This is a genomic window from Leptospira levettii (assembly GCF_002812085.1).
Taxonomy (GTDB): Bacteria; Spirochaetota; Leptospiria; order Leptospirales; family Leptospiraceae; genus Leptospira_A; species Leptospira_A levettii.
In genome coordinates this window covers 18,643-43,063 of sequence record NZ_NPDM01000005.1, presented here as the reverse complement: position 1 = coordinate 43,063, position 24,421 = coordinate 18,643, and the positions used below count along the sequence as shown (strand labels likewise).

General features: G+C 35.2%; 27 protein-coding genes. 12 read left to right on the top strand and 15 right to left on the bottom strand.

The window, feature by feature from the left end; genetic code table 11:
• Positions 1–61: 61 nt before the first annotated feature.
• Both CH354_RS14160 and CH354_RS14155 read left to right on the top strand, forming a co-directional pair.
• A complete protein-coding gene (locus tag CH354_RS14160; RefSeq protein WP_165780374.1) occupies positions 62–457 on the top strand; it encodes a response regulator in 396 nt (131 codons plus the stop codon).
• Between the two features lie 42 nt (positions 458–499).
• Entirely contained in the window at positions 500–1,126 is a 627-nt protein-coding gene (locus CH354_RS14155; RefSeq protein WP_100727961.1) for a lytic transglycosylase domain-containing protein, read from the top strand.
• A 9-nt stretch (positions 1,127–1,135) separates the two neighbouring features.
• Here CH354_RS14155 and CH354_RS14150 read toward each other — a convergent pair whose 3' ends face one another.
• The gene (locus CH354_RS14150; RefSeq protein WP_100727960.1) at positions 1,136–2,467 is read right to left on the bottom strand and encodes a hypothetical protein; all 1,332 of its coding nucleotides are present in this window, start codon (positions 2,465–2,467) and stop codon (positions 1,136–1,138) included.
• 101 nt (positions 2,468–2,568) lie between these two features.
• Between CH354_RS14150 and CH354_RS14145 the strand changes: the two genes are divergently transcribed.
• Together CH354_RS14145 and CH354_RS14140 are read left to right on the top strand one after the other, a co-directional pair.
• Positions 2,569–4,587, top strand: a complete 2,019-nt coding sequence (locus CH354_RS14145; protein ID WP_100715980.1) for a protein meaA — start codon at positions 2,569–2,571, stop codon at positions 4,585–4,587.
• Positions 4,588–4,681: 94 nt separating this feature from the next.
• Positions 4,682–5,683 (top strand): P-loop NTPase family protein, encoded by a 1,002-nt coding sequence (locus tag CH354_RS14140; protein WP_239671094.1) that lies wholly within the window; start codon positions 4,682–4,684, stop codon positions 5,681–5,683.
• On the opposite strand, the gene CH354_RS14135 is transcribed toward CH354_RS14140, so the two are convergent.
• The 7 genes from CH354_RS14135 to CH354_RS14105 all read right to left on the bottom strand — a co-directional run bounded on the left by CH354_RS14135 (position 5,680) and on the right by CH354_RS14105 (position 11,828).
• Positions 5,680–6,114 (bottom strand): acyl-CoA thioesterase, encoded by a 435-nt coding sequence (locus CH354_RS14135; RefSeq protein ID WP_100715981.1) that lies wholly within the window; start codon positions 6,112–6,114, stop codon positions 5,680–5,682. The genes CH354_RS14140 and CH354_RS14135 overlap by 4 nt on opposite strands.
• Entirely contained in the window at positions 6,115–7,755 is a 1,641-nt protein-coding gene (locus CH354_RS14130) for a glycerol-3-phosphate dehydrogenase/oxidase (protein ID WP_100715982.1), read from the bottom strand.
• Between the two features lie 4 nt (positions 7,756–7,759).
• Positions 7,760–8,689, bottom strand: a complete 930-nt coding sequence (locus CH354_RS14125) for a diacylglycerol/lipid kinase family protein (protein ID WP_239671095.1) — start codon at positions 8,687–8,689, stop codon at positions 7,760–7,762.
• On the bottom strand, positions 8,686–9,327 hold the full coding sequence (locus CH354_RS14120) for a TetR/AcrR family transcriptional regulator (RefSeq protein ID WP_100715984.1): 642 nt from the start codon (positions 9,325–9,327) through the stop codon (positions 8,686–8,688). The genes CH354_RS14125 and CH354_RS14120 overlap by 4 nt, the downstream gene beginning before the upstream one ends.
• Entirely contained in the window at positions 9,327–10,943 is a 1,617-nt protein-coding gene (locus CH354_RS14115) for an FAD-binding oxidoreductase (RefSeq protein ID WP_100715985.1), read from the bottom strand. Before CH354_RS14115 ends, CH354_RS14120 begins: the two co-directional genes overlap by 1 nt.
• A gap of 85 nt (positions 10,944–11,028) precedes the next feature.
• A complete protein-coding gene (locus CH354_RS14110; protein ID WP_100715986.1) occupies positions 11,029–11,481 on the bottom strand; it encodes a VanZ family protein in 453 nt (150 codons plus the stop codon).
• A 41-nt stretch (positions 11,482–11,522) separates the two neighbouring features.
• Positions 11,523–11,828 carry an HU family DNA-binding protein gene (locus CH354_RS14105; protein ID WP_004788037.1) on the bottom strand — a complete coding sequence of 102 codons (306 nt, stop codon included), beginning with the start codon at positions 11,826–11,828 and terminating at the stop codon, positions 11,523–11,525.
• A gap of 177 nt (positions 11,829–12,005) precedes the next feature.
• Between CH354_RS14105 and CH354_RS14100 the strand changes: the two genes are divergently transcribed.
• On the top strand, positions 12,006–13,283 hold the full coding sequence (locus CH354_RS14100) for an STAS domain-containing protein (protein WP_100715987.1): 1,278 nt from the start codon (positions 12,006–12,008) through the stop codon (positions 13,281–13,283).
• Between the two features lie 457 nt (positions 13,284–13,740).
• Here CH354_RS14100 and CH354_RS14090 read toward each other — a convergent pair whose 3' ends face one another.
• On the bottom strand, positions 13,741–14,268 hold the full coding sequence (locus tag CH354_RS14090; protein ID WP_100716060.1) for a hypothetical protein: 528 nt from the start codon (positions 14,266–14,268) through the stop codon (positions 13,741–13,743).
• An 87-nt stretch (positions 14,269–14,355) separates the two neighbouring features.
• Here CH354_RS14090 and CH354_RS14085 point away from each other — a divergent pair, with 87 nt between their 5' ends.
• Together CH354_RS14085 and CH354_RS14080 are read left to right on the top strand one after the other, a co-directional pair.
• Positions 14,356–15,858, top strand: a complete 1,503-nt coding sequence (locus CH354_RS14085) for an HDOD domain-containing protein (protein WP_100715989.1) — start codon at positions 14,356–14,358, stop codon at positions 15,856–15,858.
• Positions 15,859–15,860: 2 nt separating this feature from the next.
• Complete coding sequence (locus tag CH354_RS14080; protein WP_100715990.1) at positions 15,861–16,112, top strand: hypothetical protein; 252 nt, start codon at positions 15,861–15,863, stop codon at positions 16,110–16,112.
• An 11-nt stretch (positions 16,113–16,123) separates the two neighbouring features.
• Here the strand turns inward: CH354_RS14080 and CH354_RS14075 are convergent, their stop codons facing one another.
• Positions 16,124–16,552, bottom strand: coding sequence for a Crp/Fnr family transcriptional regulator (locus CH354_RS14075; RefSeq protein ID WP_100715991.1), 429 nt, complete (start codon positions 16,550–16,552; stop codon positions 16,124–16,126).
• A gap of 80 nt (positions 16,553–16,632) precedes the next feature.
• Here CH354_RS14075 and CH354_RS14070 point away from each other — a divergent pair, with 80 nt between their 5' ends.
• A complete protein-coding gene (locus tag CH354_RS14070; RefSeq protein ID WP_239671096.1) occupies positions 16,633–17,733 on the top strand; it encodes an acyltransferase family protein in 1,101 nt (366 codons plus the stop codon).
• Here the strand turns inward: CH354_RS14070 and CH354_RS14065 are convergent.
• The 4 genes from CH354_RS14065 to CH354_RS14050 are packed head-to-tail and all read right to left on the bottom strand — an operon-like array spanning position 17,684 to position 20,549.
• Complete coding sequence (locus CH354_RS14065) at positions 17,684–18,286, bottom strand: NADPH-dependent FMN reductase (RefSeq protein ID WP_100715992.1); 603 nt, start codon at positions 18,284–18,286, stop codon at positions 17,684–17,686. The genes CH354_RS14070 and CH354_RS14065 overlap by 50 nt on opposite strands.
• A complete protein-coding gene (locus tag CH354_RS14060) occupies positions 18,283–18,930 on the bottom strand; it encodes a DUF1569 domain-containing protein (protein ID WP_100716062.1) in 648 nt (215 codons plus the stop codon). Before CH354_RS14060 ends, CH354_RS14065 begins: the two co-directional genes overlap by 4 nt.
• Before the next feature lie 7 nt (positions 18,931–18,937).
• Positions 18,938–19,648: a ParB/RepB/Spo0J family partition protein gene (locus CH354_RS14055; protein ID WP_100715993.1), complete on the bottom strand. Its 711-nt coding sequence runs from the start codon at positions 19,646–19,648 to the stop codon at positions 18,938–18,940.
• Complete coding sequence (locus tag CH354_RS14050; RefSeq protein WP_100715994.1) at positions 19,632–20,549, bottom strand: ParA family protein; 918 nt, start codon at positions 20,547–20,549, stop codon at positions 19,632–19,634. Before CH354_RS14050 ends, CH354_RS14055 begins: the two co-directional genes overlap by 17 nt.
• 190 nt (positions 20,550–20,739) lie before the next feature.
• On the opposite strand from CH354_RS14050, the gene CH354_RS14045 reads away from it, so the two are divergent.
• Genes CH354_RS14045 through CH354_RS14030 form a run of 4 tightly spaced genes read left to right on the top strand, consistent with a single transcriptional unit; the run spans position 20,740 to position 24,228 of the window.
• Positions 20,740–21,819 (top strand): putative porin, encoded by a 1,080-nt coding sequence (locus CH354_RS14045; protein WP_100715995.1) that lies wholly within the window; start codon positions 20,740–20,742, stop codon positions 21,817–21,819.
• Positions 21,806–22,480 carry a M48 family metallopeptidase gene (locus CH354_RS14040; RefSeq protein WP_100715996.1) on the top strand — a complete coding sequence of 225 codons (675 nt, stop codon included), beginning with the start codon at positions 21,806–21,808 and terminating at the stop codon, positions 22,478–22,480. Before CH354_RS14045 ends, CH354_RS14040 begins: the two co-directional genes overlap by 14 nt.
• Complete coding sequence (locus CH354_RS14035; protein ID WP_100715997.1) at positions 22,481–22,954, top strand: low molecular weight protein-tyrosine-phosphatase; 474 nt, start codon at positions 22,481–22,483, stop codon at positions 22,952–22,954.
• A 2-nt stretch (positions 22,955–22,956) separates the two neighbouring features.
• Positions 22,957–24,228: an NAD(P)/FAD-dependent oxidoreductase gene (locus CH354_RS14030; RefSeq protein ID WP_100727763.1), complete on the top strand. Its 1,272-nt coding sequence runs from the start codon at positions 22,957–22,959 to the stop codon at positions 24,226–24,228.
• Here the strand turns inward: CH354_RS14030 and CH354_RS18370 are convergent.
• Positions 24,214–24,354 carry a hypothetical protein gene (locus CH354_RS18370; RefSeq protein ID WP_165780367.1) on the bottom strand — a complete coding sequence of 47 codons (141 nt, stop codon included), beginning with the start codon at positions 24,352–24,354 and terminating at the stop codon, positions 24,214–24,216. The two genes, CH354_RS14030 and CH354_RS18370, sit on opposite strands and share 15 nt — an antisense overlap.
• Positions 24,355–24,421 lie beyond the last annotated feature (67 nt).

Genomic DNA, 24,421 nt, shown 5'->3' with positions numbered 1-24,421 from the left:
CTTTTTATTGGTTGCTTCTTTTTCAGAAATCGATAGTTTCTGAGAGAAGTTTTCCAGAATCATGAGCCAAATTTCCAAAGTATTTTTGATTGAAGATGATGTTGTAACTACTTTCCTCATCAAAACTCTAATGGAGAAACTATCGTTTGCGTCTGAAATTTTAACTTACCCGAATGGATCCGAGGCGCTCACAGCATTACGATCATCGGAGCAACTTCCCGAACTTTTGTTTTTGGACTTGAATATGCCAGTCATGGATGGTTGGCAGTTTTTAGATACAATCCAAACGATCACACCCATCTCACACATCCCGATTTACATTCTCACTTCTTCCATTGATCCTTCCGACCAATCCAAAAGTTTGTCCTTCCCCAATGTGAAAGGGTACCTTGTGAAACCACTGGGTCCAAAAGACCTACACCAAATCCAAACTTCGAGAATTCAGAAAGAGACATAATTTTTTACTTCAGTTTTCTAAAATCTGACCGAAAGGAATGGTGTGAAACTCACTGATATCCCGTCTGTTTCTTCTGTCTTAGGCAGAATGGAATCTTTGTCCCAAATGGCAAAGAACCCTAGTTCCCTTGTCTCCTTCCCTGATCTGTTAGAAAAGGAATGGAACAAACAAAATGGGGCAAAACAAACGAGTGAGTCAAATCCTGTCTCGAATGATTCCATCAGGCTTCCTTTTCCTGAAACAGCGAAGTCTTTAGGACCTTCTCTCTCACGAGGGCCCAAACAAACTGGGGATCTCATCGGTACCATCGAATCCATAGCAGAAGCACAAGGGATGGATCCAAATTTAGTAAAAGCTATGGTGAAGGCAGAATCTGGGTTTAAAACGAAAGCGGTTTCTCCCAAAGGGGCAATGGGCCTCATGCAACTGATGCCTGAAACGGCAGAAAGTTTGGGTGTAAAAGACCCTTTTGATCCAGAAGAAAACATTACTGGTGGTGTAAAATTCTTAAAAGGTCTGATGAAAGAATTTAAGGATCCAGAAAAGGCAATTGCTGCTTACAATGCAGGTCCTGGTGCTGTGAAACGATACAAAGGCATTCCTCCATATGAAGAAACAAAACAATATGTTTCCAAAGTGAAACGTTTTTATAAAGATTTTAGTTCTTAATCTGAAGTTTTAGTAAAAACTCAAATAACCAAACTTTTTTTGTAATCCTGCCGTATATTCATCAAACGGGCGCTTTGCGGGGATACTTGTCCACGCTTCTTCTATTTTCTTAGAGATAAAACTTAGGTTTTTTTCATTTTTAATTTTATCGAATGTGACTTTTTGGATGAGGACATCGTCTTCACTCAATGGAACAATCCCAATCGACCGATTCGATCTTCGAAACAATCCAGATTTTTGCACCAATTGGATGTCTTGGTTCCAAATCCCTTCTACATATAGGAAGGATTTATCAGGAATTACTGTTTCTTTTAAATATTTTGTTTTGGTACCCGTTTGGAAATACAAAGCAAAGGAAAACTCTTTTGGTAAATAAATAGGATCTGATTTTAGAACAAGTGCTTGTCCAAAAGATTTGGTTAAATTTTTGGTTTGAGTGTCCCAAGGTTCCTTGGCTGTTGAACGTAAATCCTTAAAGATAAAATACACGGATACAAGGATGGAAATACCTAACACAACTGAGGCTGTGATTGTATTCAGTTCCTTTTCTGTTTTTAATAATATATGTCCAATCCCTATGGTCAACATAGGAAGCAAAATCATAAGTGATATTTGGTACCAAGTTTTGAAAAGAAAACTGATCGATTTTTCTCCAAAAAAATTGGAGTAAGAGAAAAAGATAAGTGAGATCAGAAAAAAAGCTAAGTATCCAAGTAGAAATAAAAACGGAACATTTTTTTTCTTATAAAATACTGATGTTTTTTGTGCTGCTTTTCTCGAACCACGAATCCCAGTGAAGATCACAAAGAATGTGAAACCCAAATAGAACATGATAAAACTAGAGAAAAAGGCAAGAAGTGTGAACGTAGGGAAAACCAGTAAGTCTGTCATTTTTTCCAAACGAAATGTCAAAAAAACAAGTAACAAAAATACCAAACAAAGTGTTTCTGTGAAATAAGAAGTCGGGAACCCATAGGAGAATGGTAAAAAGGCAGCAAGATAAACCACAAAATAGTGATTTCGTTTCCATTCTACATTTCTGAGTAATAATAAAAATAGATGTAAAAACAAACTATAAAATAAACCAGCTAACGCAATGAAGGATGGAATGTAATTACTACCAAATATTTTTTTCCAAGTGACTACAAACCAAAATGCAAGAGGTTCTCGGGCAGAAATGAGTCCCCCCTCCTCCGTTGCAGCTTTGGCATTTGCCAAAAATTCCCATTCTGTTTCTGTCGTGGGGAATGGTCTAAAATATGAGAACAACGCATAACCCAAACTTAAGAGTAAGATGCTAAAAATGAATGGAATTGGTGAAAAAGGTTTAGGTTCGCGCATCTTGGAAAAGGCTTAAATTGCCTAGTCCTGTATAAATTTTTAGGTGAAAATATTCCAGAAGATTTTCAATTATACATAGAAATTATAAAACGAGGCAAAGAATGTCCGCCGAAAAAAAAGATTACCTTCTCGTTGACGAGAATGGACAGGGAAAACCTGACAAACCATGGATTTTTAGGACCTATGCAGGGCACACCAACGCAAAAGCCTCCAATGAGTTGTACAGAAAGAACCTTTCTAAAGGCCAAACAGGGCTTTCCATTGCATTTGATCTACCCACTCAATGTGGTTATAGCTCCGACCACGAAGTCTCAAGGCCTGAAATTGGAAAAGTGGGAGTTCCAATCAACTCACTTGAAGATTTCCGCATTTTATTTGACCAGATCCCAATCGAAGAGATGAACACATCGATGACCATCAATGGTACCTCTATGTGGTTACTTTCGCTATATGTAGCCCTTGCGGAAGAACGTGGAGTTCCTCTCGAAAAACTGAATGGAACCACTCAAAATGATCTCATCAAAGAATACCTTGCCCGTGGAACTTATATTTATCCACCAAAAGACTCGATGAAAATCATCGTGGATATGTATGAATACTGTCTGCACAATATTCCAAAGTGGAACCCCTCTAACATCTGTTCTTATCACTTACAAGAAGCAGGTGCAACACCTGTTCAGGAACTTTCTTTTGCTCTCGCAACTGCAATTGCAGTGTTAGATGCCATCAAAGAAAGAAACTGTTTTACTGCAGATGAATTCGAACAGTGTGTAGGAAGGATTTCCTTTTTTGTCAACGCAGGGATTCGTTTTGTAGAAGAGATGTGCAAAATGCGTGCCTTTACAGAAATGTGGGAAGAGATCACAAAAGAACGTTACGGTGTGAAAAATGCAAAGTACCGAGTGTTCCGTTATGGAGTCCAAGTAAACTCATTAGGTCTCACAGAAGAACAACCAGAAAACAATGCTTGGAGAATCCTCATTGAAGCATTGGGTGTGACCTTATCTCGAAATGCAAGATGCCGTGCCTTACAATTACCAGCATGGAACGAGGCACTTTCCCTACCAAGACCTTGGGACCAACAATGGTCACTTCGTTTACAACAAGTTTTGGCGTATGAAACAGACCTATTAGAATATCCTGATATCTTTGAAGGATCAAAAGTCATTGAATCAAAAGTAAAAGCGCTCAAAGAACAAGCCAAATTGGAAATCCAAAAAATTCTCGATATGGGTGGAGCTCTTGTTGCCATCGAAAACGGTTACATGAAATCACAACTAGTGAAGTCACAAACCGAAAGGCTTTCTAAAATCAATTCCAATGAACTTGTAATCGTGGGTAAAAACAAATGGACTGACGGTATCAAGTCACCACTCATGACTGACTCTGATGGTGGTATTTTCAAAGTTGACCCTAAATCCGCTGAACAAACGCTAGGTGTTCTAGCGGAAGCAAAAACCCGCCGAAATGCAGAACTTGCTAAAAAATCTTTAGAAGAACTCAAACAAGCAGCAAAAGATGGAAAAAATCTTATGCCATATTCCATCGCATGTGCAAAAGCACTTGTGACAACAGGAGAATGGGCAGACGCTCTTCGCGAAGTGTATGGTGAATACAACCCACCAACTGGTGTAGACGGACAAAAACTGTTCCTCTCTGACGATAAAGTAGCAACTGTTCGTGGGAAAGTGGATGCCTTCACAAAAGCCCATGGCCATAGACCAAAGATTGTAGTGGGAAAACCTGGGCTTGATGGCCATTCGAATGGGGCAGAAATGATTGCTGTATCGGCAAAACACAGTGGATTTGATGTGATTTACTCAGGAATACGACTTTCTCCAGAGGAGATTGTACAATCTGCAGTGGAAGAAAATGCAAATGTCATTGGACTTTCCATTCTTTCTGGTTCTCATAAAGAAATCGCAAAACAACTATTTGATGAACTTGCTCATTACAAAGCAAACATCCCAGTTGTGATTGGTGGGATCATCCCTGAATCCGATTTTGAAGAACTGAAAAAAATGGGAATCCGAGAAATCTTTACCCCAAAAGATTATGATTTGATGTCGATCATGAACAAAATCATTGATATCATTTCAGTTGAACCAGCCCTCGTTTAAACACGAGTTCCAACTACCTCCACTACACTTCGATGAGAATGTAAGTGGAGGTTTCAGTCCAAATATAACTCGTTTTACAATGGCAAACTCTTTGATGGATTCCACAGAAACACTATCGCAATTGGTTTCAGAAGCACTTCTTGGTGAGAAGTTCCCTATTGCAAAAATTATCTCAAAAATCGAAACAGAAAACAATTTAACATTTCGAGAAAGTTTGTTCAGCGAAATCCAATCTCAAAAACCAAACGCAAAAGATGGTCTTACCATTGGAATCACAGGAACACCTGGTGCTGGCAAATCATCGTTACTCGGAGAACTTTGTCGTTTATTTCTGGAATTTGCACCCGATAAAAAAATGGCAATCGTGGCAATTGACCCCTCTTCCAATATCAGTGGTGGTTCCATTCTTGGAGACCGTACAAGAGTCACTCTTCCCAGAAGGGACACCAGGATTTATTTTCGTTCTCAACCTTCCCAACTTGAATTAGGTGGCCTCAATCCATATACCTATCATGTAATCCGCTTTTTAAGAAAGATTTTTGATTATGTATTCATTGAAACAGTTGGGATTGGACAAAACGAAATTTCAGTATCACTCATTTCCGATATTTCTTTTCTTGTGATGCAACCCTTGGGTGGCGACCAAGTACAGTTTATGAAATCTGGGATTATGGAAGTTCCAGAAGCTTTCATCATCAACAAATGTGATGAAGAGTCCTTAGCAAATTCAAGTTATTATATGTTAGAGTCAACACTTGAATTTATCAAAGACATTCTCCCTGACCAGTCACTTCCGCCTATTTTTAAAACATCCGTTGTCAAAAAGAAAGGGATCGAAGAACTATTAAATTTTATTCTCACATATCCGAAACGGAAAGATAAAAATATAGAAACCATAACGCAACTTATGCAGTGGATTCGAAATGAATATGGTCGATTTGGAATTGGAATTTGGAAAAAAATTGAATCTAACACATGGAATCAAGCTGTACGGCTCAATCCCTTAGGCGGAATCCATAAGATCAATTATGAATCAGAAGAAACAAAATTTCTCTCTCTCATTCGAAACAATATAGTTCAAAATAATAATAATTAATTCTTAGATTCTTTTTTGAGAACACTTAAAAACACTGCTGGGATTGGACAAGGTTTGCGTTCCGAATAATCAAAAAAGACAATTGCAGTTTTAGCACGGGCAATTTCTTTTCCATCCTTATGTGTGATCACATACAACATATCCAATGATTTTGTTGAAATTTGATCTACATACAATTGTATATTTAGATCATCTGGAAAAAAAGCTTCTGATTTATAAACAATAGCCACGTCAGAAACAACTATCCCCTTGCCTTCTACATCGATCTCAGTCCACCCATGGGAATGGAAAAATCTTGCTCTACATTCATGTGTTAGGGTCAAAATTGCATCATGTGCCAAATGGCCGGCAAAATTGATATCTGATATTCGAACTGATAAGGATGTTTCAAATATTTTATGATTTGGAATATCGATTTTTATTCTTGGCACTTAATCAACAAACCACTGATAACGTTCATCAACTTTTTTGGATTCTTCTTTCAAGCGTTCCGCACTCCACCCAAGTAACTTAGCTATTTTTTTATCTAAACGAGTTCGTTCCGAAGTTTCTAATTTCCCCACTGTTCCAACACCAGACCTTCTGAAATAAAAATCCGTCAAATGATGTATGTCTTCATTTAAAACAATGTATTCAACTTCATCTTCAAAATATTGCTCACCATTAGGAATTCGATATGTATCCAAACCTTTTAATGATAATATTTTCCAAGTTAAACTTCCATATCGCCTAACTAAAGTATCAATTTTGTTACCAGGAACGTGTGGGAACTTAAACTGAATTTCCGTCACTAATTCTTTTAAATTTTGGTATCTACCACCGAGTAATGGAGTGAACTTTGTGACACAAGAAACAAGTTTCCCTTTTGTATATGTATCAATTGCATTCACCAAACTTTCTGCAACGGCTCTACTTGTTGTGTATTTACCACCCAATGCTGAAAAAAAGCCAGGGAACCCTTCTTTTTCATAATGGAAAATTTCTGATTTCCTTGATGCAGAGTATGTTCCTTCTGTACTTCCTGGATCTTCGACAAGTGGTCTTAAGCCACCGTAATAATAATCGACATCTTTTAATGTTAATTTTGCAAAACCAAAACTAAAATTTACTTCATCAATCAAATCAACAAGTTCAGATTGTTTGACTTTAAATTTGTCTGGGTCATCCTCATAAGCTGTATCAGTGGTTCCAATGATTGTTTTTCCACGCCATGGGATCACAAATAAATGTGAACCGTCTCGTTTTGACAATACAACACATTCATTCCCACAAATATTGCGAACAACTGCATGTATCCCTTTGGATCGTACTAATTTTTTTTCAGCTGAGATCCCTGCCATAGCTTCGATTAAATCCGCCCAAGGTCCTGCAGAATTGACAACTACCTTAGCAGATACTAAATACTTTTTGCCCGTGATTTCATCAGTCAATCCAACCGTATAACCACCGCTATTTTGTTTTTTTAAAGCAGAAACAGATAAATAATTAAAGGCATGTGCCCCTTTTTCTTTTGCTGAAATTATAAATTCGGTTGTATGTTTCTCTGGATTTGGGTTTGCATAGTCGTAGTATTGGAAACTTCCTTTGAGTGATTTTCTACCAAGACCCATCACCTTATATATTGTTTCCGCTGCTGAATTCCATCTGTACTTGGGAAGTTGAACATCTGGGTCAATTTCTTTGTTCCTATCAAAAGATAATAAATTGTATAACTCCATTCCTAGTAATAACTGAATCCTTTGAAAGAGAGATCGTATTGGAATGATAAAACCCATTGGACGAACTGCATGCGGAGTGATTTTTGCTAAATACCTTCTTTCCGATAAAGATTCACGCACAAGCCCTAGTTCAAAATTTTTTAAATAACGAAGCCCGCCGTGGATTAGTTTGGAAGTTGCTTGGCTTGTACCAGATGCATAATCATTTTTTTCCACAAGAAGGCAATTATACCCTCTAAGTGTTGCATCCCATAAAACATTGGCACCCGTTATTCCACCTCCGATGACAAGAATATCGTATTCTTTTTTTAAATGGTCTAATCTCGAATTTTCTTGTTTGGTGCTATTTTTCATAATTTTAACATTTGATCGGTAATACTTTGGGAAGAACTTTAAACTGAGCAGGAAGTTGCCCCATATTTTCTCCATCTACATCAATAAAAACATCTTCTTCGGACTCTGCTGTCAGTTCAGTAATTTGTTTCGAAATCACTTTTGCATCATCAGATAATTTCCCTTGGTAAAGATTTCCAAATTTTCGAAGTGTTTCAAAAACTGATACGTCTTGGATTGCTAATAAATCCATTTTTCCATCATCTAATTTTGCTTTCGGAGCAAACCACATTCCTCCTCCAGCAAATTCGCCATTCGCACAAACAATTAACCTACATTTATTTGTAATTTTCTCAAATTTGGAAAGTGTGAGTGTGATTTTTTTATTTGTATAGGAAAACAAACAAACTACGGTATAAAAAAGAAATACACCTTTTCCCCCTATAAACCTACCAAGTTTTGATTGGTTTACCCGATATACAACTTCTCCTCCCATTCCAAAATCAGCCAAGTTCAAACATAAATATTTGCCTTTGGATTTATCGGCTTTTGTGTATGTAACATCGATTAAGTCAATATGTCTTTCAACACCATTTAACACTTGTTCCAATGCTTTTACTGGGTTTTTAGGAACTTTTACTGTTTTGATAAAATCATTGCCCCGGCCAGCAGGGATTGGACTAAATACAACATTCTTATTGATCAATTTTCCATTTTCAAAAAGTCCATTGATGATATTAGAGAATGTACCATCTCCTCCAATACCTAAAATCCAATGATACCCTTGTTTTACAGATTCTTTTGCAATATCTTTTGCAGCTTTTTCTTTGGTGGTCGCTTCATAGGAATATGAGATCCCTTTTTGGATGAGAATAGGTTCAATTTTTTGCCAAACTTTTGCAGAAAGGCCTCCACCCGAAACTGGATTTAAAATTACCTTTATCTTTCTCATCATGTTTCTCCTTTGTTGCCACCTGAAAATAATCCAAAAAATAAAACATGTTCTATCGTTTCTAAATAAGCTTTTTCACTTTTGATTTCATTTTGAAAATGCCCATCAAGAATCACTTCTACTGCACCACGGATCATGCCCCATGCAACTGCAACATTTGGATAAGTTCCACGTGAGTTAATGAGATTTTCATTCTTTGCTTGTTTGTAAATTTTTTCTAATAAAGAAAGCCGATTTGATCTTTCATCCGTGAGCATTTTTCTCATATCTTCAGAAACATTATCAATGTTTAGATTAACGCCACATTGTTTTGCAACGAGGTACATATGTTTATCACCTAAACAATGATCTATGTAAGCTCGAATAGCACGCCTAGACATATCAATTGCAGTTTTTTCTTCGAAAGCTTTTTCAAGTCTTTCCCGCAGACGAACATAATCTTCATATTGAATACGAGCCATCAAATCATCTTTACTTTTAAAGTGTAGATAAATTGTCCCTCGTCCAATTTCTAAATGTTTTGCGATATCATCCATCTTCACAAGAGATGGATGTTTTGTTCGAAAAAGTTCAATCGCGCAATTTAGAATGTCCGTTTCTCTTTGTGCAAATTCTCTTTTTTTCCTTTCAGAAACACCCATTATTTTAATCCTAACAATCCACCTGGATTCATAATTCCCTTTGGATCAAAAGTTTTTTTGAGAGAAGAAAGGATACGAAGCCCTTCTTTCCCTACTTCTTTTTCCATCCAAGGAGATAACATTCTTCCGATCCCATGATGATGTGAAAGTGATCCACCATTTTCATGGATACTATCGATAATTCCCTTATGAAATTTTACAAAAGAGGAAACTTCATTTTGTTTGTCCATAGGGCTTATAAAAATGAAGTATAAATTTGCTCCATTTTCATAAGCATGGGATATATGAACCATACAAGATGTATTTTCAAAACTTTTGATATAGGCTCTTGTGTTTTCCCATAAGGTATGAAGATTGGACCAGCTAACCGCCGTTTCTAGCGTATCAATCCGAATTCCTTCATCCATTAAATAATCACGCAAGTAGGCACTAGAATACCTTTGGTGTAACCATTTGTTAACAGGTGATTCTCCAGTGGAAAACCCACCTTTTGATTTTGCTATTTTTTTGATTTTCTTTAAAACTTCTTTTGTATAAGAAGGTTCTCCATCAATAATGATATGCATAAGGGACCTTTGCATTGGTTTGTATCCAATGAACCTGAGAAATAGATCCTCTTTGCCTCCATGTAATCCACTCATATGAAAAGAAATATCAGTTTCTTCTGGATCTTGGATTCGGAAAAAATGTGGTTTCCCAAATCCTCCTTGCATCACTTCACGCATTGTCTCAACTGCACTTTCAAAATTTTTGAAAATAAAAGATCCTTTTGCGGAATTTTGAGCATGGTATTTGCGAATTTTTAAAGTAGCTTTTGTGATAACACCAAAACTTCCTTCCGTTCCGAGAAACAAACGAAACATATCTGGACCAATGGAAGCTGCAGGATAAGCTTTCGATTCAAATTTACCTGAAGGAGTAATGGCTGTTAATCCAAGAAGAATATCTTCTATCTTACCATACCCTGTGGATGCTTGCCCTGCTCCTTTTGCAGCAATCCAACCACCCACTGTTGAAAATTCAAATGATTGTGGGAAATGGCCACAGGTATACCCTCTGTCATTTAAATGTTTCTCTAATTCTGGTCCATACACACCAGCTTCAACAGTTACTGTTGAATCAATCGCATTAAATTCAATGATACGATTAAGTCGAGATAAATCAAGGGAGATTCCCCCTTTGGGAGCTTGTAAAGCTTTTGTGACAGTGGATCCCGCACCAAAAGGAATAACCGGAATTTTATTTGCATTCGCAAGAGCGAGAATCTCTTCAATTTCCTTTTCATTTTTAGGAGAGACCACTACATCAACAACATCCGAAACTTCGCCAAACCGAGCTTTATAAATTTCGGTATAAAACTTTCCTATTGAATGTTTAGCGCGGCTTACATCGTCGAGCGTAACATTCGAATTCCCTACGATTTTTTTCAGTTTTGAAATCACTGCAGGAGTTAACTTAGATTTCTTTAATGGTTTTAAAGGAAGTTCACCTTTAGGAAGATTAGATTTAAATTCTTTTGAAACTGGGAATTGTTGATTTAAAAAATCCAATGTATGTGAGGGAAGTTTTTCTTCCACTTCTTGTGATCCCCATTTATAGATGTTTCGAGTTTGCATAGAAGATACCATAAATCCTTATTTGCTCCAAATTTTGAACCAAATTCATAAATTGACAATCAAAAAACTTTTTTGTTCGCTTTATTTAACCGCGTAACTCTTTAAAATACTCAGCTCGAACAGATGTTAAAAATTCAATTGATAATGTGATTCCAAATAATAATGATAAAGTTTCTCTTAAAACTTCATCCAAATCAAATCCGGTTAACAACCATTCAATGAGTTCAAAACAAATATCTAATGCTGGTAACGAATTTGAAGGAGTATTACCTTTTGCAATCGCTATTAGTAATTTAGGAATTTCATTCGTTTGATTGTTTGTTATTAAATTCCTGATTTCAGTGGGATATGAAACCATTAACTTTTGTTTGATTGCGTTTGGAGTAAAGACTAACTGATCTTCTCTTAAATCCAAAGCCATGAGTAGATGGTCTTTTAAATTTTTTTCAGAGTGATGGCTATCTTGCCAAACAAGTAGAGTTTTTTCCCCTACGAGAGAGTCTTCAAACGGTGAGAATGGATATGGTTTTTTTTCCATAAAATTCCCAGGTAGGTTTCCACCTGGGAGAATTGATGACTTTATTTTTTAGGTGGGACAACCGCGTCTTTACAAGTTTTAGAAAGTGTGAATTTCACAACTGTTTTTGCAGGGATAACAATCGCTTCACCAGTTGCAGGGTTTCTACCTTTTCTTTTTGGACGATTACGTTTAACAAGTTTACCTAGACCAGGAATGACAAATGCACCATTCTTCTTAGTTTCTTTGTAAGCGAGTTCAACGAAAGAGTCCAAAAATGCTGCTACATTTTTTTTGGTCATTCCAGTTGTTTCAGCAAGTTCGCTGAGCATTTCGGACTTTTTCATTGGGGTAGGAGTTGTTGCCATACTTTGATTTTCCTCTAAACCATTTAACGGTTACACATTATTTACAAAACTACCTGTTTTGGTACAAGATTAAAATCATTTTGGATACAATTTTTCTTAAAATTCCCTAAGAAAATCGTAGTTTTTGTAAAAAAACCTTTATTTTCCTAAGGAAAATGGGAATTTCTTCCAAAACTCATGACTTCCATCAAATACAAGAAGATCGTTGTCGTTTTCAAACGAACCAAATATGAGTTGGATTTGGAAACTTATGGTTCCATCCAAGCCTATAAGGAAGTCACAAAACAAAATCCAGATGTATTCCAACGCACATATGAATCCCACGAAAGGCAAATTCGTTCCCGCGAATATCTAAAAACACATGTATTTCCTAAGGCAGATTTTGTTTTCCGGGAACACTTTGACCCTGATTCGGGATCGAATTATGATTTAGTAGTCGCACATGGTGGTGATAATCATTTCACATATGTTGCTCATTTGGTCGGCAATTCACATTTGATTGGATGTAATTCGGATCCAGATTCTTCAGTGGGTGCACTCCTTGGGTTTACGGCAGAAGAACTTGGTGAAGCCGTAAAACATAATTTTAAACAAACAAAAGTAGAGTCTTGGTCACTATTAGAAACGGAAATTGTGTACCCAAATGGTACAAAACTTAAAACCGTTCCAGCTGTTTGTGAACTTTCCATCCGAAACAATAGCCCAGATCTAACTTCAAGGTTTTGGATCTCCTATTTGGACAAAAAGGAAGAACAAAAATGTTCTGGATTACTTGTTTACACGGGTGCAGGATCAACAGGTTGGATCAGTTCCTGTTTCCCTAAAAAATTCCCACCATTTTCGAAACATGAGCCATTTTTCCATGTATATTCCAGAGAAATCCGAGTCAAATCACGAGAAACAGAGTTTTCCTTGGCAGATTTTAGGGCTTTGGATCAAGTGGAAGTTATTTCCGAAATGAATGGTGGTTTGGCAGTGGATTCTCTCACAGAGAGACACTACCCTTTTCCACCGTATGCAAAAGCGGTAATCAAATTATCGCCTGAGAAATTATTTGTAGTTGTTCCACTAAAGAGAGGGGAATCCATGCAGGACTTACCATACGAAATCGAACAAAAGCGCATCAATGGAACTGTCATTGTTCAAATTAAAGGACGGATGGAATCTGGTCCGTTAGACCGAATCACTCAAACCATACTTGATGAAATGGTGGGAGCCGATAGAAAACATTTGATATTAGATTTTTCTGAATTACGTTACATTTCTAGTTTAGGAATACGAATGATATTAGATGTCAAAATGAACTTACAAAAACGAAACAAGGAAATGGCTCTCGTTGGTGTAACAAGTTCCATTTTACAAGTGTTTCATCTTTTAGGTTTATCAAATGCATTCCAGTTTTTTTCTGATCGAGAAGATGCTTTGAAGTCTTTTGAGGAGCCATCTAAGTCCTAGATGACTCCACGAATTTCCGTTTGGATCTCCAATTCGGTTTTCGTTTCCTTTTTCGTGATTTCTATATTCTATTCCCTCATTTATTACGAAAACTCCTTCTTAAAAGAGGAGTCTACTTCACTCATCAATGAAAAAAACAGAAGTTTTGCGAGAGTGCAAGAATTGTCTCGAATCAAAAATCAATTCCCAATCGCTTACCAATGCCATTATAATTTCGGTTTATCTGATGGATCTTTGTATGAATCTACCGAAAGAATCCCTTATTCCATTTACAAAAGGTTAAGGTTAGGTGATTCAATTGAAATTTACAAAAAGGAATTGAGGATTTTAGGAAAACCTACTGCAATTTCGAGAATTATGGGGAATGAAGAGCCACTCCCCCTTTTAGAGAACTTAGAAAAATATTTTAAATTTAGTTTTTACTATTTCCTTGCTTTAACAGCTGTTTTTTTAACTATTAGGGTTTCGGAATTGTTACTTCGAACTTATCCTTCCCGGAAAAAACCAAATGAGACTGACGTGATTGTTGTAAGTAATTCTCAGGATTTACATCAAAAGTAACAAAACACATATATTTATCGTATTTCACAACATACATATATTCCATATAATTGAGATGTGTATTTTGAGTCATAAACCCACGTAACCATTTGCTATCTCGGTATACCCTTTCGTATTGGATGTTAGTTGCATCTATTTTTTTGATTGATTCTGCTGACTCTTTTGAATAATCACGACTCATAATTTCTTTTTTGAGCGTCTTTATCAGGTTATATTCGAGTTTTGCTTTATTAGGTGGTAAATTTTCTGGACGTGTTTTATAGTAGTACTCGAACAACTCTTTGTCTTGGCCTTCTTTGGCATCGTGATTTTCTTGATTCACGTCGGTTGGTGTTGTTTGTGGTTTAGTGTCCTGTGCAGAAATTGAAACAACTGCTAGACTGAACAAAATGGTAAAGAGAAGGCTTTTTTTCGAGAGTTCCATAGTTACTATTATCGGATTTTCTAGGTAAATTTCAAAATAAAATTTTCGGTTTTCAAAAAGAGAAACAAGGTTCAAAACAGTTTTAACATGTCGATTCCGCCACTCATGACATTCCAGGAGGACTTTCTCTCTGGGAAATTGATCACCAAAGAATATGTCCATTTTTCGGAAATCGACTGTCCGGAATTGGACATTTGGATTGGTCGAGTGGTTAGGAGTATTTCCCTGGAATTCCTACATGAGATCTTATTCACCATCCTAAGCGAACTTTTAGTGAATGGTTGTAAGGCCAATGGGAAACGTGTTTTTTTCTCAGAACAAGGGTTAGACTTATGGAATGAAAAAGATTATGCTCGAGGGATAAGTCTTTATAAGGACGAATTTGGACACCATCGTAAACGAGTATTTTCATCATTAGAAAAATCAAATTATTCTATTTCTCTGAGTACGATGTACAAGGAAGATTTTATAGAGTTCCGAGTTTGCAATAATGCCAAAATACTACCAGAAGAAAAAAATCGAATCGTAAGAAGGGTCCAAGCATCAACAAAATACAAAAACATAAATGATGCTTATAGAGAATCCGTAGACAATGAGGAAAGTTCTGGATTAGGCATTGTATTGATTCATATCCTACTTCGTAATTCAGGAATACCAAATCAATTTTTCGAATTGGTAACAGGCGAGGACTATACAGAAGTCATCATTCGTATTCCTAAACAATTGATTCCAAAAGATAGCCAATCACGTATTAAAGACCTTTTGATCCGAGAAGTAAATTCACTTCCTCCTTTGCCTGCTCAAATTAATAAATTGATCATGATTGCAAAGAAAAAGGATGTTACATTCCAAGAAATTGCGACAGAAGCTGAAAAAGACCCGGCAATCTCAGCTGAAATTATCAAAATTGCAAATTCACCATTATTTGGAGTTCATAAATCCATTGTTTCTGTTTTTGAAGGAGTGAAAAGGATAGGTCTAAAAAACCTCGAGTCAATTTTTTTGACCTTGGGAGCTAAAAAAATACTTAACTCTCGTTATGCGAAACAAGTGTTAGTTTGGACACATTCTTTCAAAACTTCTATGTATGTGAAATTTCTCTTGGAAGAAAAGCGAAAACACATCCAACTCTTAGAAACTGCAACTATCGCTGCCCTACTACATGATTTAGGAAGGATGGTTCTACTATCCCTTGATTTAAGCCAAGTGAATCAAATCCGAGTTTTAAGAAGTGACGATAATACGGAAATTTCTGAATGGGTAGAAGAATACACCGTTGGAACAACACATTCAGAAATTGGTTATTTAATTTCTGACAAATGGCATTTCCCCGATGAAATTTTAGATGTAATTCGTTTTCATCACAAACCTTGGCAGTGTAAATCGAGAAATAATATTTTATGCCAAATCATATACTTAGCAGACATCTTGGCAAATATAGGCAAAGGAAAAGGGAATTACTTTACTGTAGAACCAGAAGTTTTGGATTATTTTGAAATTCACTCAGAAAAAGAATTTCGAGAAATGCAAGATCGTTTTAAAGTAAAATTTGAGGAACATAGAGAAGAATACCAAAATCTCTTTATATAAAAATGGATTGGAAATTATTACTTACACTTGAAGAAAAAGATTTAGAAGACCCGAATTTGGCTGACGAACTCAATTTAGTTGGTCATCCAGAATACCCTTTTATCTCAAGTTTACCACCTGAAGAAACATTGGAAATTTTAAAAGAATTTGTCCTAGCGGAAGGTCACAAGGTCAATTTGAAGAATTTACTCAGTTATGCGCCTATATTAGAGATCACTTTGGTCAAAAAAAACTTACCATCTATTTATGGATAGAAGGTTTGAAGCTATACACTTCCCAGATCTTCTTTTAAATCTTTCCCTAATTCAGTACTAAATTCAATTTTCTTAGCAACGGATTTTTCCATACTGCTAATCAACAATTCATTTGTTTTTGCTAATCGATCCGCCATAATGGAAACCATCTTCGCGGCAAATTTCGGATTTTTAACTAGGAAATTTTCTAACTGTTGTTTACTCTCAATCACTGCTAATTCACAGTTTGTAATTGTCCTTGCAGTCGCACTCCTTGGATTGGAACTAAACAAAGCCATTTCTCCAAAAAAATCCCCAGGTTTCATGAGTGCTAATCGAGTTTGACTATTATTAACAGTAAAAAAAATTTCAACGTTCCCTTGCAAAATGATGTACATAGCATTATTCAACTCCCCTTCTTTGAAGATCCTTTGGTTCGGCGGAATGTTGAGTTTGCTCATAAAATGGTGACTCCTATATCTATTTTTGGCTATTTTGGCTAAAATCTGAATTCATTTTCCTTTCCAGCCTGAAATATAAAATGAAAATGTTCGAAAAGGACAAATACACTATGGAATGGGAATTATTAGGGATCATACTAGCCGGGATGTTGGCACTTACATTTTACACCTTTTGCATCCCATTATTATTTCCTGTGCCAATCCAAACAAAAAATAGCAGAGAATCACGTTTTGATGTACTGCGAGGGTTTGCAATGATAGGTATTGTGATGATTCATATCCATTCTTACTTTCAGTTTTTTCATCCTGCTGATACATTTATCATTCACAATACTTTGATGTTATCAAATTTTGCACGATTTTCAGTTCCAATATTTATCCTAACATCAGCTATTTTTCTAAAAATAAAGGAAGGTTATTGGATATCAAAATTTAAGCACCTTGTACTTCCATATACGATTTTCTCAATTCTTGGATATTGGATTAAATACAATCATTATACTCTGAATGAATTTCTTATCTTTTATGTTTTAGGAAAAGTATTCACTCCCTTTTATTTTGTGCCTTTGTTATTACAATTTTACCTTTTATTCTATATTTTAAATCCAATCATGAAGGCAGGAAGTGGCAGGAATATAATCCTCTTGGCTTCTTTCTTAATCAATGTGATCTCAAATTTAGGATTTTTTGATACTTATTTGCCATCCGAATATCATTCAATTTCAATCTTCAATTATATTTTTTTCTTTGTATTAGGAATTAACATCGGGAAAACAAATCAATCTAGCTCTGATATCAATCAGAACTCAAAATTTATATTATCAATTTATTTTGTTTTATCCTTAATTTTGATCCTAATTTTTAGTCATTTATTCGGTTCAGACTTAAAAAATCACCACACAATATATCCGGTTCTTTTTCTGTTATTTATTTGGCAATTCTTGAATGATTTCAATGGAAAAGTTTCCAAGGTCCTTAGTTACATAGGGAATCAAAGTTTATTTATCTTCCTACTACATCCATTTATCATTCATTTTATGCACAGTGTAGATCCGTATACGTTTGCAGGCCCATTTTTTGGTTATCTATTTACACTTATACTCAATGTTGGAATTCCAATATTAATATCGATTATAATCCAAAAGGGTAAGTTTTTATATCAATCACACCGCTTGACCTAATGCTTGTAAACGCTTTTGCATATTCTACTAACACATTCAATACATAGTTTAGTCTACCGCGGATATATGTATCTTCTTTTGATTCCGGTGTGTCTGAATTTAGAAGTGTTTCTACATGTCTTACAATAACATGGTCTGGTATATAAACAATTCTTGTGTTTTTATAACTAGACATTCTCAGCTCGGCATTTGGGTAACTTCCACCCATTCCACTTGATACTGTTATAATTAGTCCTGGTTTATGAGAAATGTCTCCACCAGATAGATATAGAAAAAAGTTTTTCATCGCCGGACTTGCCATACCAGCATATTCTGGAGTAATAAATACATATGCATCGGATTCAGACAATCCCTGGTTGTATTCGTTCCAAAATTTTTTTATCTCCGAATCTTTTTCCCACATTCCAGGCTCCCAAATAGGTAATGGTGAAGTACCTAAGTCTAGAATATGAATTTCAATACCTTTATCTTTTAATATTGATGCTAAATAATTTGTTACTTTTAATGATTGTGAATTTTTTCTATGACTTCCGCTTACTAACGTAATCCTCATTTATGTCCTCCTCCTCCTTGGTTTTTATTTCCCTTATAATGGGATTTCTTTTTATTTTTCCATTTTCTATTATTGTGTCCGCTTGGTTTCGATTCACCCTTGTCCTCATTTTTTCTTTGGTGGTGATTTTGCTTTTTTTCAGAAAAATTTCGTTCTTTTTTGTTCTCTCTATCTTTTACAAATCTAAGTTTTTCATCACCAAACAACTGTATGTATCCGAATAAAAAAGAAGAGAGAATCCCATGAATTTTCTCCCATTGTTTTTTATCAAGTTCACCAAAAACAGGATGATCAGCAAAGGGCCCAGAGTGTAATTTAAAAGCAGTTAAAGATGTTTTTAATCTTAATTGTGCAGATTCAGGATCACCTAAATCTCTAGGTGGGAAACCGGGGATTTGATTTGCCTTTGTATAATGGCCAGTTGATATTAGTTTTGCGAATTTGTATTTACCTAAAAGCTTATTTACAGTTGTTCTTTTGGTAGTATAACCAACTCCTTGAATCGATAATTCAATGGACTCAGCCAAAAAATCAAAAATCTGAGATAATGTAACGTCTGATTTTTGTTTTTTTTCGCAAGTGATTATAATTGATAATTCTTTTTCGATATCATCTATTGTTTTTAATTTTAAAGTTGATTTCATTTTTCCTCTATTCACTGATACCGTATTTTTTTTTGAGCGAGTTTAATTCCTTTAAAAAACTCTCGCGTAATTTACTATTTAGTTTTCCGACATTAATACTAATTTTAGTTTGCGATAAACCAACGCGGGGTGAAATGATTTCACCCCCTCTATTTTCTTTTCTTTTAAGTAAATCTTCTAAATTTTTGACTGACAAAGGTTTGCCACTAATGATCAGTTCCATTACTGATTTCTGATCTAATCTCGCTATACTGCTAAGTTGTTTAACATACCTTTCACTGTAACCCAAAAGAATTGAAACTTCATCGGCAGTTTTTTTCTTTTCTTTCCTTAGATATTGGATTGCTTTACCTACTTCCCAGGGATTTAAATTTTTTCGTTTCTCATTTTCTGCTAATGACATTTCATAACAAACATCTTCGTTTGCATCTGTAATAATGGCTGGAATTTCTTTCCATCCAAGCTTTAATGCTGCTCTGTATCTACGTTCACCCGCAACAATTAAATACTTTCCTTTTTCTTTTCGAACCAATATAGGCTCAATCAAACCTAGTCGTTCCATTGAAGGGAGTAAATCAGAAGTATCTTCTCTACCAATAAGACGAGGTTGTGTTGGATTTGGGAATATTTGGCTTAACTCAAGATGAGAAGGATTCTTTTTTTTCTCAGAATAAGCAGAAATTAAATCTAATGCTTGGAATTCAGTTTTTTTGGACATTAATTTTATCTTTCACCTCAGTTGCCAATTCTCGGAAATTTTTCATAGTAGCTAAGTCGATTTTTGATAAAAAACTCATCTTAGCTTGAGCTTGTGGAATGGATTCACGTCTTTGTATAACAGTCTCAAATACAGGGAAATATTTTTTAACACCTTCAGCCAAACCTGCCAAAGCTTTTTGTCCTTCAAATTGATTTAAAACAGCTCCTAATAATTTTAATCGTTGGTTAGCTTTTCTTTGAATTTTTTGGATCGTCTCGTACAAATCTCGAATCCCTTGCAAACTAAATGCCCTAGTTTGAATTGGAACAAGAATATAATCTGCGCATATCAATGCATTTTCTAAAATTAATCCTAACGAAGGCGGACAATCAATGATGATATATTCATAATTTGATCTTAATGGTAAAATTGCCTCTTTTAATAATTCGAAGTCATCTCTCTCATAAGGAGTCGTCAGATTTGCAAGTTCCAATGTAGAAGGCAATAAATCAAAATTCTTCGCTACTGTTTTAATGAGGGGTTCAATGTTCCTTGGTTTTTTTCCACGATAACCTAAATAATCCATAATCGAAGTAACATCGTCATTTAGAAATAACTGAGTTGCATTTGCTTGGGGATCCCAATCAATTAATAATACTTTATGATTCTCCGAAAGTGCTTCTGCTAAGTATAAGCTGATAGTTGTTTTCCCCTCCCCTCCTTTTTGATTAGAGATTGCTATAACGTTACTATCAAATCCTTCCGAATGATTGATTTCAAAATATTTTGAAAGTACCGACTTCTTAAATTCACCAGTTTTCCAACCAGGGACTTTTAATGCCGTTACTCTCTGCAAAAAATCATCGAGATGTAGCCCAAGAAATTTTGCAGCTTCTTCAGAATCAAACACTGTTTCCACGTTACCTTACCTACTCTAACCATTGTATCTTGATGACTATTGTCAATTTAATTATGTCTCCTAGGGGTGAAATCATTTCACCCCTAGGAGAGAACTTTTATTTAAAGATGACCACTCTCCTGGTTTCCTTAAAACACCTAGAGGAAACCAATTTACGAATTTACAACATTGAGGTAATTTTCATTCTAAGTTGGTGCTAAATTTTTTCAAATTTTTCCTAATTTTTACCTGCCTTCTAGTAATTACTTCTCCAACTAATTCTGAAGTTATCTGGGGACCATCTATTGAAAGATCCGGAGGTGAGTATATCTTTGAAACAGGCAATAAATACCCTAATTTGTCTGGCATTCGTGGTGGCTCTAGAATATCCTTCCCGCGAACTTTCACATTATTTGGAATCCAGGGAATTTATACAAAAGATAGATGGGAAATTAACGGAAAATTAAAAACAACCGGTTGGAATCAGAAATCAGGTGAAGCTAGGGATGAAGATTTTTTTCTAGGTGCAGTTTCAACTGAAAATTCAACAAACATTGCGACCAGAGAATGGAGTTACCGAGACTCAGCTACAGTATATTCAGGAAGCAGAAATTTTGCCGATGGGAAGGGTAAGTCAACAGTCGTAGAAAATAGAATCGAACTTTTTGGTCGTTATTATTTTCAAGACGCGAATCCAGACTATTGGAAAGAAGGTTCTGGTTTATTCTTATCAACAGGCGCCCGTTATTCCTACTTCAAATATCTCTTTTATGACGTGAATCAATACATAGAAACTACTCCAGTTTTTTATGCTCCAATTGGATTAGGATTAAGTTACTCAAATGATCTATGGGAAGTTTTTTATGGAGGAGGTTACCGTTATTCTAAAAACAATTTATACTTCGATTTTAGTTTTATGCCTTCTATCGGAAGGATCAAAACCAGAGATTTTCATGTACAAAGATCAATTAACTTTTTCTCTGAAAATTATGGATTCGGATGGAACTCAAAAATTGAAATAGGTTACCAATTTAATCCCACATGGTTAAGTTATTTTAGATTAAATCATAGACGTTTTTTCTCTGAAGGGAGATTCACCTCACAAGGTGGGTTGACTGTAGCCGATTTGACATCTAATCTGGTATCAGGATTTAAATCTCATATCAATATCAAAGATTTTTCAATCGAAATAGGAGTTCTTAACAAAATAGAATGGAACAACGGAATCGATAAAACTGAAAAACAGGAATCAGAAACTAAAGAAAAAATCGAAACGAATGAAACAAATTGAAATTGAAAGGAAAATTACAAAAAGCAAAAATATATCTCTAACTGTTTATCAAAACGGTAGAGTTGTTCTAAAACACCCAGCAAAAATTTCAAAAATTCAATTAGAAAACTTTATAGCCGAAAAACAAAACTGGATCTTAAACAAACTACAAAAGATCCCTAAAGACATTCCGAAAAAACTCAAATTTGAAAATGGCGAGACAACTCATATCTTTGGGGAAATTGTAAAAATTTATCTCAATGACAAAAAAATTTCCTATGATCCTGGGAATGGTTTTTATATCAAAAAGGAGAAGAATGAAATCCTGAGACAGAAAAAAGCAAAACATTATTTAAAATCACTGTTGTTTTCCAAAATTGAACCCTTGGTACAAAAATTTGAATCTAATTTAAAAACGAAGGTAAACAAAATCAGTATAAGGACAATGCGATCGTTATGGGGAAGTTGTAATTCTAAAAATGATATATCAATAAACTTAAGTTTGGTACATTGTCCAGATTATATTATAGATTACATTATCCTACATGAAATTTCACATACAATTGAACACAATCACTCGCAAAAATTTTGGAATATTGTGAAAAGCCAAAATCCAAATTTTAAAATCGCTGAAAAATGGCTAAAACAATACGGTAAAAATTATATTTACTATTTAAATTAAATGAAAGATAAAATAAAAGTTTTGTTTATATGTTTGGGTAATATTTGTCGATCCCCAGCAGCCCAAGGTGCATTCGAAAATTTAATCAAAAAAAGAAACTTAGATCATATGTTCGAAGTTGATTCTTGTGGTACGTCTGGTTATCACGATGGAGAACTACCTGACCCTCGGACACGAAAAGTAGCACTTCAACATGGAATCCAACTCACACATCGATCTAGAAAACTACAATCAAAGGATCTTCAATATTTTGACTATTTAATTGTAATGGATAATAACAATTACAACGATGTTTTGAGTCTAATGAATGACGAAACTCTAAAAAATAAGATTTTTAAATTTGGAAAATTTCGTACTGATGCAGGACCTGATATTGTTCCTGACCCATATTATGGAAGCGAAAAGGACTTTGAAAAAGTACAAGACTTAGTAGAGAATTGTTCTACTGGTTTCTTAGATTACTTAGGAGTATAAATGTGTCCCATTTAAAGAAAAAAGTTATCATCATAGGTGCTGGTTTTGGTGGACTACAGGTTATCAAATCACTAGGAAATAATAGTAACTTTGAAATTTTAGTGATCGATAAAAAAAATCATCATCTTTTCCAACCTTTACTATACCAAGTTGCAACAGCTGTCTTATCTCCAGCTGATATAGCGATTCCAACTCGATCCATCACAACCAATTTTAAAAATGTGAAAATTTTATATGGGGAAGTAACTGGTATCAATTTCAATTCAAGAGAAGTGTCATTTCAAAACCGTAACGAAAAATATGATTATTTGGTGATAGCGACAGGAGCAAAAACCAGTTATTTCGGAAATTCTCAATGGCAATCAAAAACCTTAGGATTAAAAAATTTAAAAGATGCGTTAGCAATTCGAAAACAGATATTATTATCATTCGAACAAGCCGAATTAATCGGCGATTACGAAAAAGCAAAAAGTTTAATGCATTATGTAATCATTGGAGGTGGTCCTACTGGCGTTGAGTTAGCAGGTTCGATTGCTGAATTGTCACATAACATTATACGAAAAGATTTTCGAAGTATCGATTCCGGGATGACAAAAGTAACTTTAATTGAAGCTGGCCCACGCTTATTAAATGCATTCAGTGAAAATTCCAGCACATTTACTAAAGAAAAATTAGAAAGTAGGGGAGTTGAAGTATTAACTAACTCCCCTGTCTTGGATATAACCGACACAGGAGTTGTTCTAAAAGATAGAACGATTGTATCTAATACTATCATTTGGGCTGCAGGAGTAGAGGGGTCAGAACTATCAAAAAAACTTTCAATTAACAAAGATAAGGCGAACAGAATCATTGTAGATGAATATTGCAGATCAACAGAATATCAAAATGTATTCGTTATTGGAGATGCTGCCAATTTTAGCAAAGGTTTAAACAGGCCCCTACCAGGAGTTTCTCCTGTTGCGATGCAACAAGGACGATATGTTGCAAAAATCATTCAATCAATTGAAAAAAATAAAACCTTAACACCATTTCAATATTTTGACAAAGGGAATATGGCGACAATCGGAAGGACAGATGCAGTTGCCGAATTTGGCGGAATACGACTAAAGGGCCTAATGGGTTGGCTTGGTTGGTTGTTCGTACACCTTGTATACCAAGTTGGTTTCAAAAATAAAATGAGCACACTCATCAGTTGGGTTTGGAGTTATTTAACTTTTAGAGCAGGTTCAAGACTGATCCAAGAAGAAGCAAATGATATATCAATTGGATCGTAAATTGAACTCATTTTTCTTTGCTTCTGAAATACACTTTCTATAAGCCAATTCTGTATTGCCGACCCAATAGGTAACATTGGTATCGGAAACACCAGTTGTTGTGTGTCTTTGAAGGATCGGTATCATATACAAATATCCATTTTTTCGAGTTGTATCACATTCATCATGTAATTGTTCCTCTCTAGATAGTTGA

Excerpts from the sequence above, each read along its gene's own strand:
- CH354_RS14150 (WP_100727960.1), bottom strand. The coding sequence starts at position 2,467 with ATGCGCGAACCTAAACCTTTTTCACCAATTCCATTCATTTTTAGCATC.
- CH354_RS14060 (WP_100716062.1), bottom strand. The coding sequence starts at position 18,930 with ATGAAATCAACTTTAAAATTAAAAACAATAGATGATATCGAAAAAGAA.
- CH354_RS14035 (WP_100715997.1), top strand. The coding sequence starts at position 22,481 with ATGAAAGATAAAATAAAAGTTTTGTTTATATGTTTGGGTAATATTTGT.
- CH354_RS14085 (WP_100715989.1), top strand. The coding sequence starts at position 14,356 with ATGTCGATTCCGCCACTCATGACATTCCAGGAGGACTTTCTCTCTGGG.
- CH354_RS14070 (WP_239671096.1), top strand. The coding sequence starts at position 16,633 with ATGAAAATGTTCGAAAAGGACAAATACACTATGGAATGGGAATTATTA.
- CH354_RS14120 (WP_100715984.1), bottom strand. The coding sequence starts at position 9,327 with ATGGGTGTTTCTGAAAGGAAAAAAAGAGAATTTGCACAAAGAGAAACG.
- CH354_RS14145 (WP_100715980.1), top strand. The coding sequence starts at position 2,569 with ATGTCCGCCGAAAAAAAAGATTACCTTCTCGTTGACGAGAATGGACAG.
- CH354_RS14090 (WP_100716060.1), bottom strand. The coding sequence starts at position 14,268 with ATGGAACTCTCGAAAAAAAGCCTTCTCTTTACCATTTTGTTCAGTCTA.
- CH354_RS14080 (WP_100715990.1), top strand. The coding sequence starts at position 15,861 with ATGGATTGGAAATTATTACTTACACTTGAAGAAAAAGATTTAGAAGAC.
- CH354_RS14115 (WP_100715985.1), bottom strand. The coding sequence starts at position 10,943 with ATGCAAACTCGAAACATCTATAAATGGGGATCACAAGAAGTGGAAGAA.
- CH354_RS18370 (WP_165780367.1), bottom strand. The coding sequence starts at position 24,354 with ATGATACCGATCCTTCAAAGACACACAACAACTGGTGTTTCCGATACC.
- CH354_RS14160 (WP_165780374.1), top strand. The coding sequence starts at position 62 with ATGAGCCAAATTTCCAAAGTATTTTTGATTGAAGATGATGTTGTAACT.
- CH354_RS14100 (WP_100715987.1), top strand. The coding sequence starts at position 12,006 with ATGACTTCCATCAAATACAAGAAGATCGTTGTCGTTTTCAAACGAACC.
- CH354_RS14065 (WP_100715992.1), bottom strand. The coding sequence starts at position 18,286 with ATGAGGATTACGTTAGTAAGCGGAAGTCATAGAAAAAATTCACAATCA.
- CH354_RS14040 (WP_100715996.1), top strand. The coding sequence starts at position 21,806 with ATGAAACAAATTGAAATTGAAAGGAAAATTACAAAAAGCAAAAATATA.
- CH354_RS14125 (WP_239671095.1), bottom strand. The coding sequence starts at position 8,689 with ATGATGAGAAAGATAAAGGTAATTTTAAATCCAGTTTCGGGTGGAGGC.
- CH354_RS14140 (WP_239671094.1), top strand. The coding sequence starts at position 4,682 with ATGGATTCCACAGAAACACTATCGCAATTGGTTTCAGAAGCACTTCTT.
- CH354_RS14110 (WP_100715986.1), bottom strand. The coding sequence starts at position 11,481 with ATGGAAAAAAAACCATATCCATTCTCACCGTTTGAAGACTCTCTCGTA.
- CH354_RS14075 (WP_100715991.1), bottom strand. The coding sequence starts at position 16,552 with ATGAGCAAACTCAACATTCCGCCGAACCAAAGGATCTTCAAAGAAGGG.
- CH354_RS14130 (WP_100715982.1), bottom strand. The coding sequence starts at position 7,755 with ATGAAAAATAGCACCAAACAAGAAAATTCGAGATTAGACCATTTAAAA.
- CH354_RS14105 (WP_004788037.1), bottom strand. The coding sequence starts at position 11,828 with ATGGCAACAACTCCTACCCCAATGAAAAAGTCCGAAATGCTCAGCGAA.
- CH354_RS14055 (WP_100715993.1), bottom strand. The coding sequence starts at position 19,648 with ATGTCCAAAAAAACTGAATTCCAAGCATTAGATTTAATTTCTGCTTAT.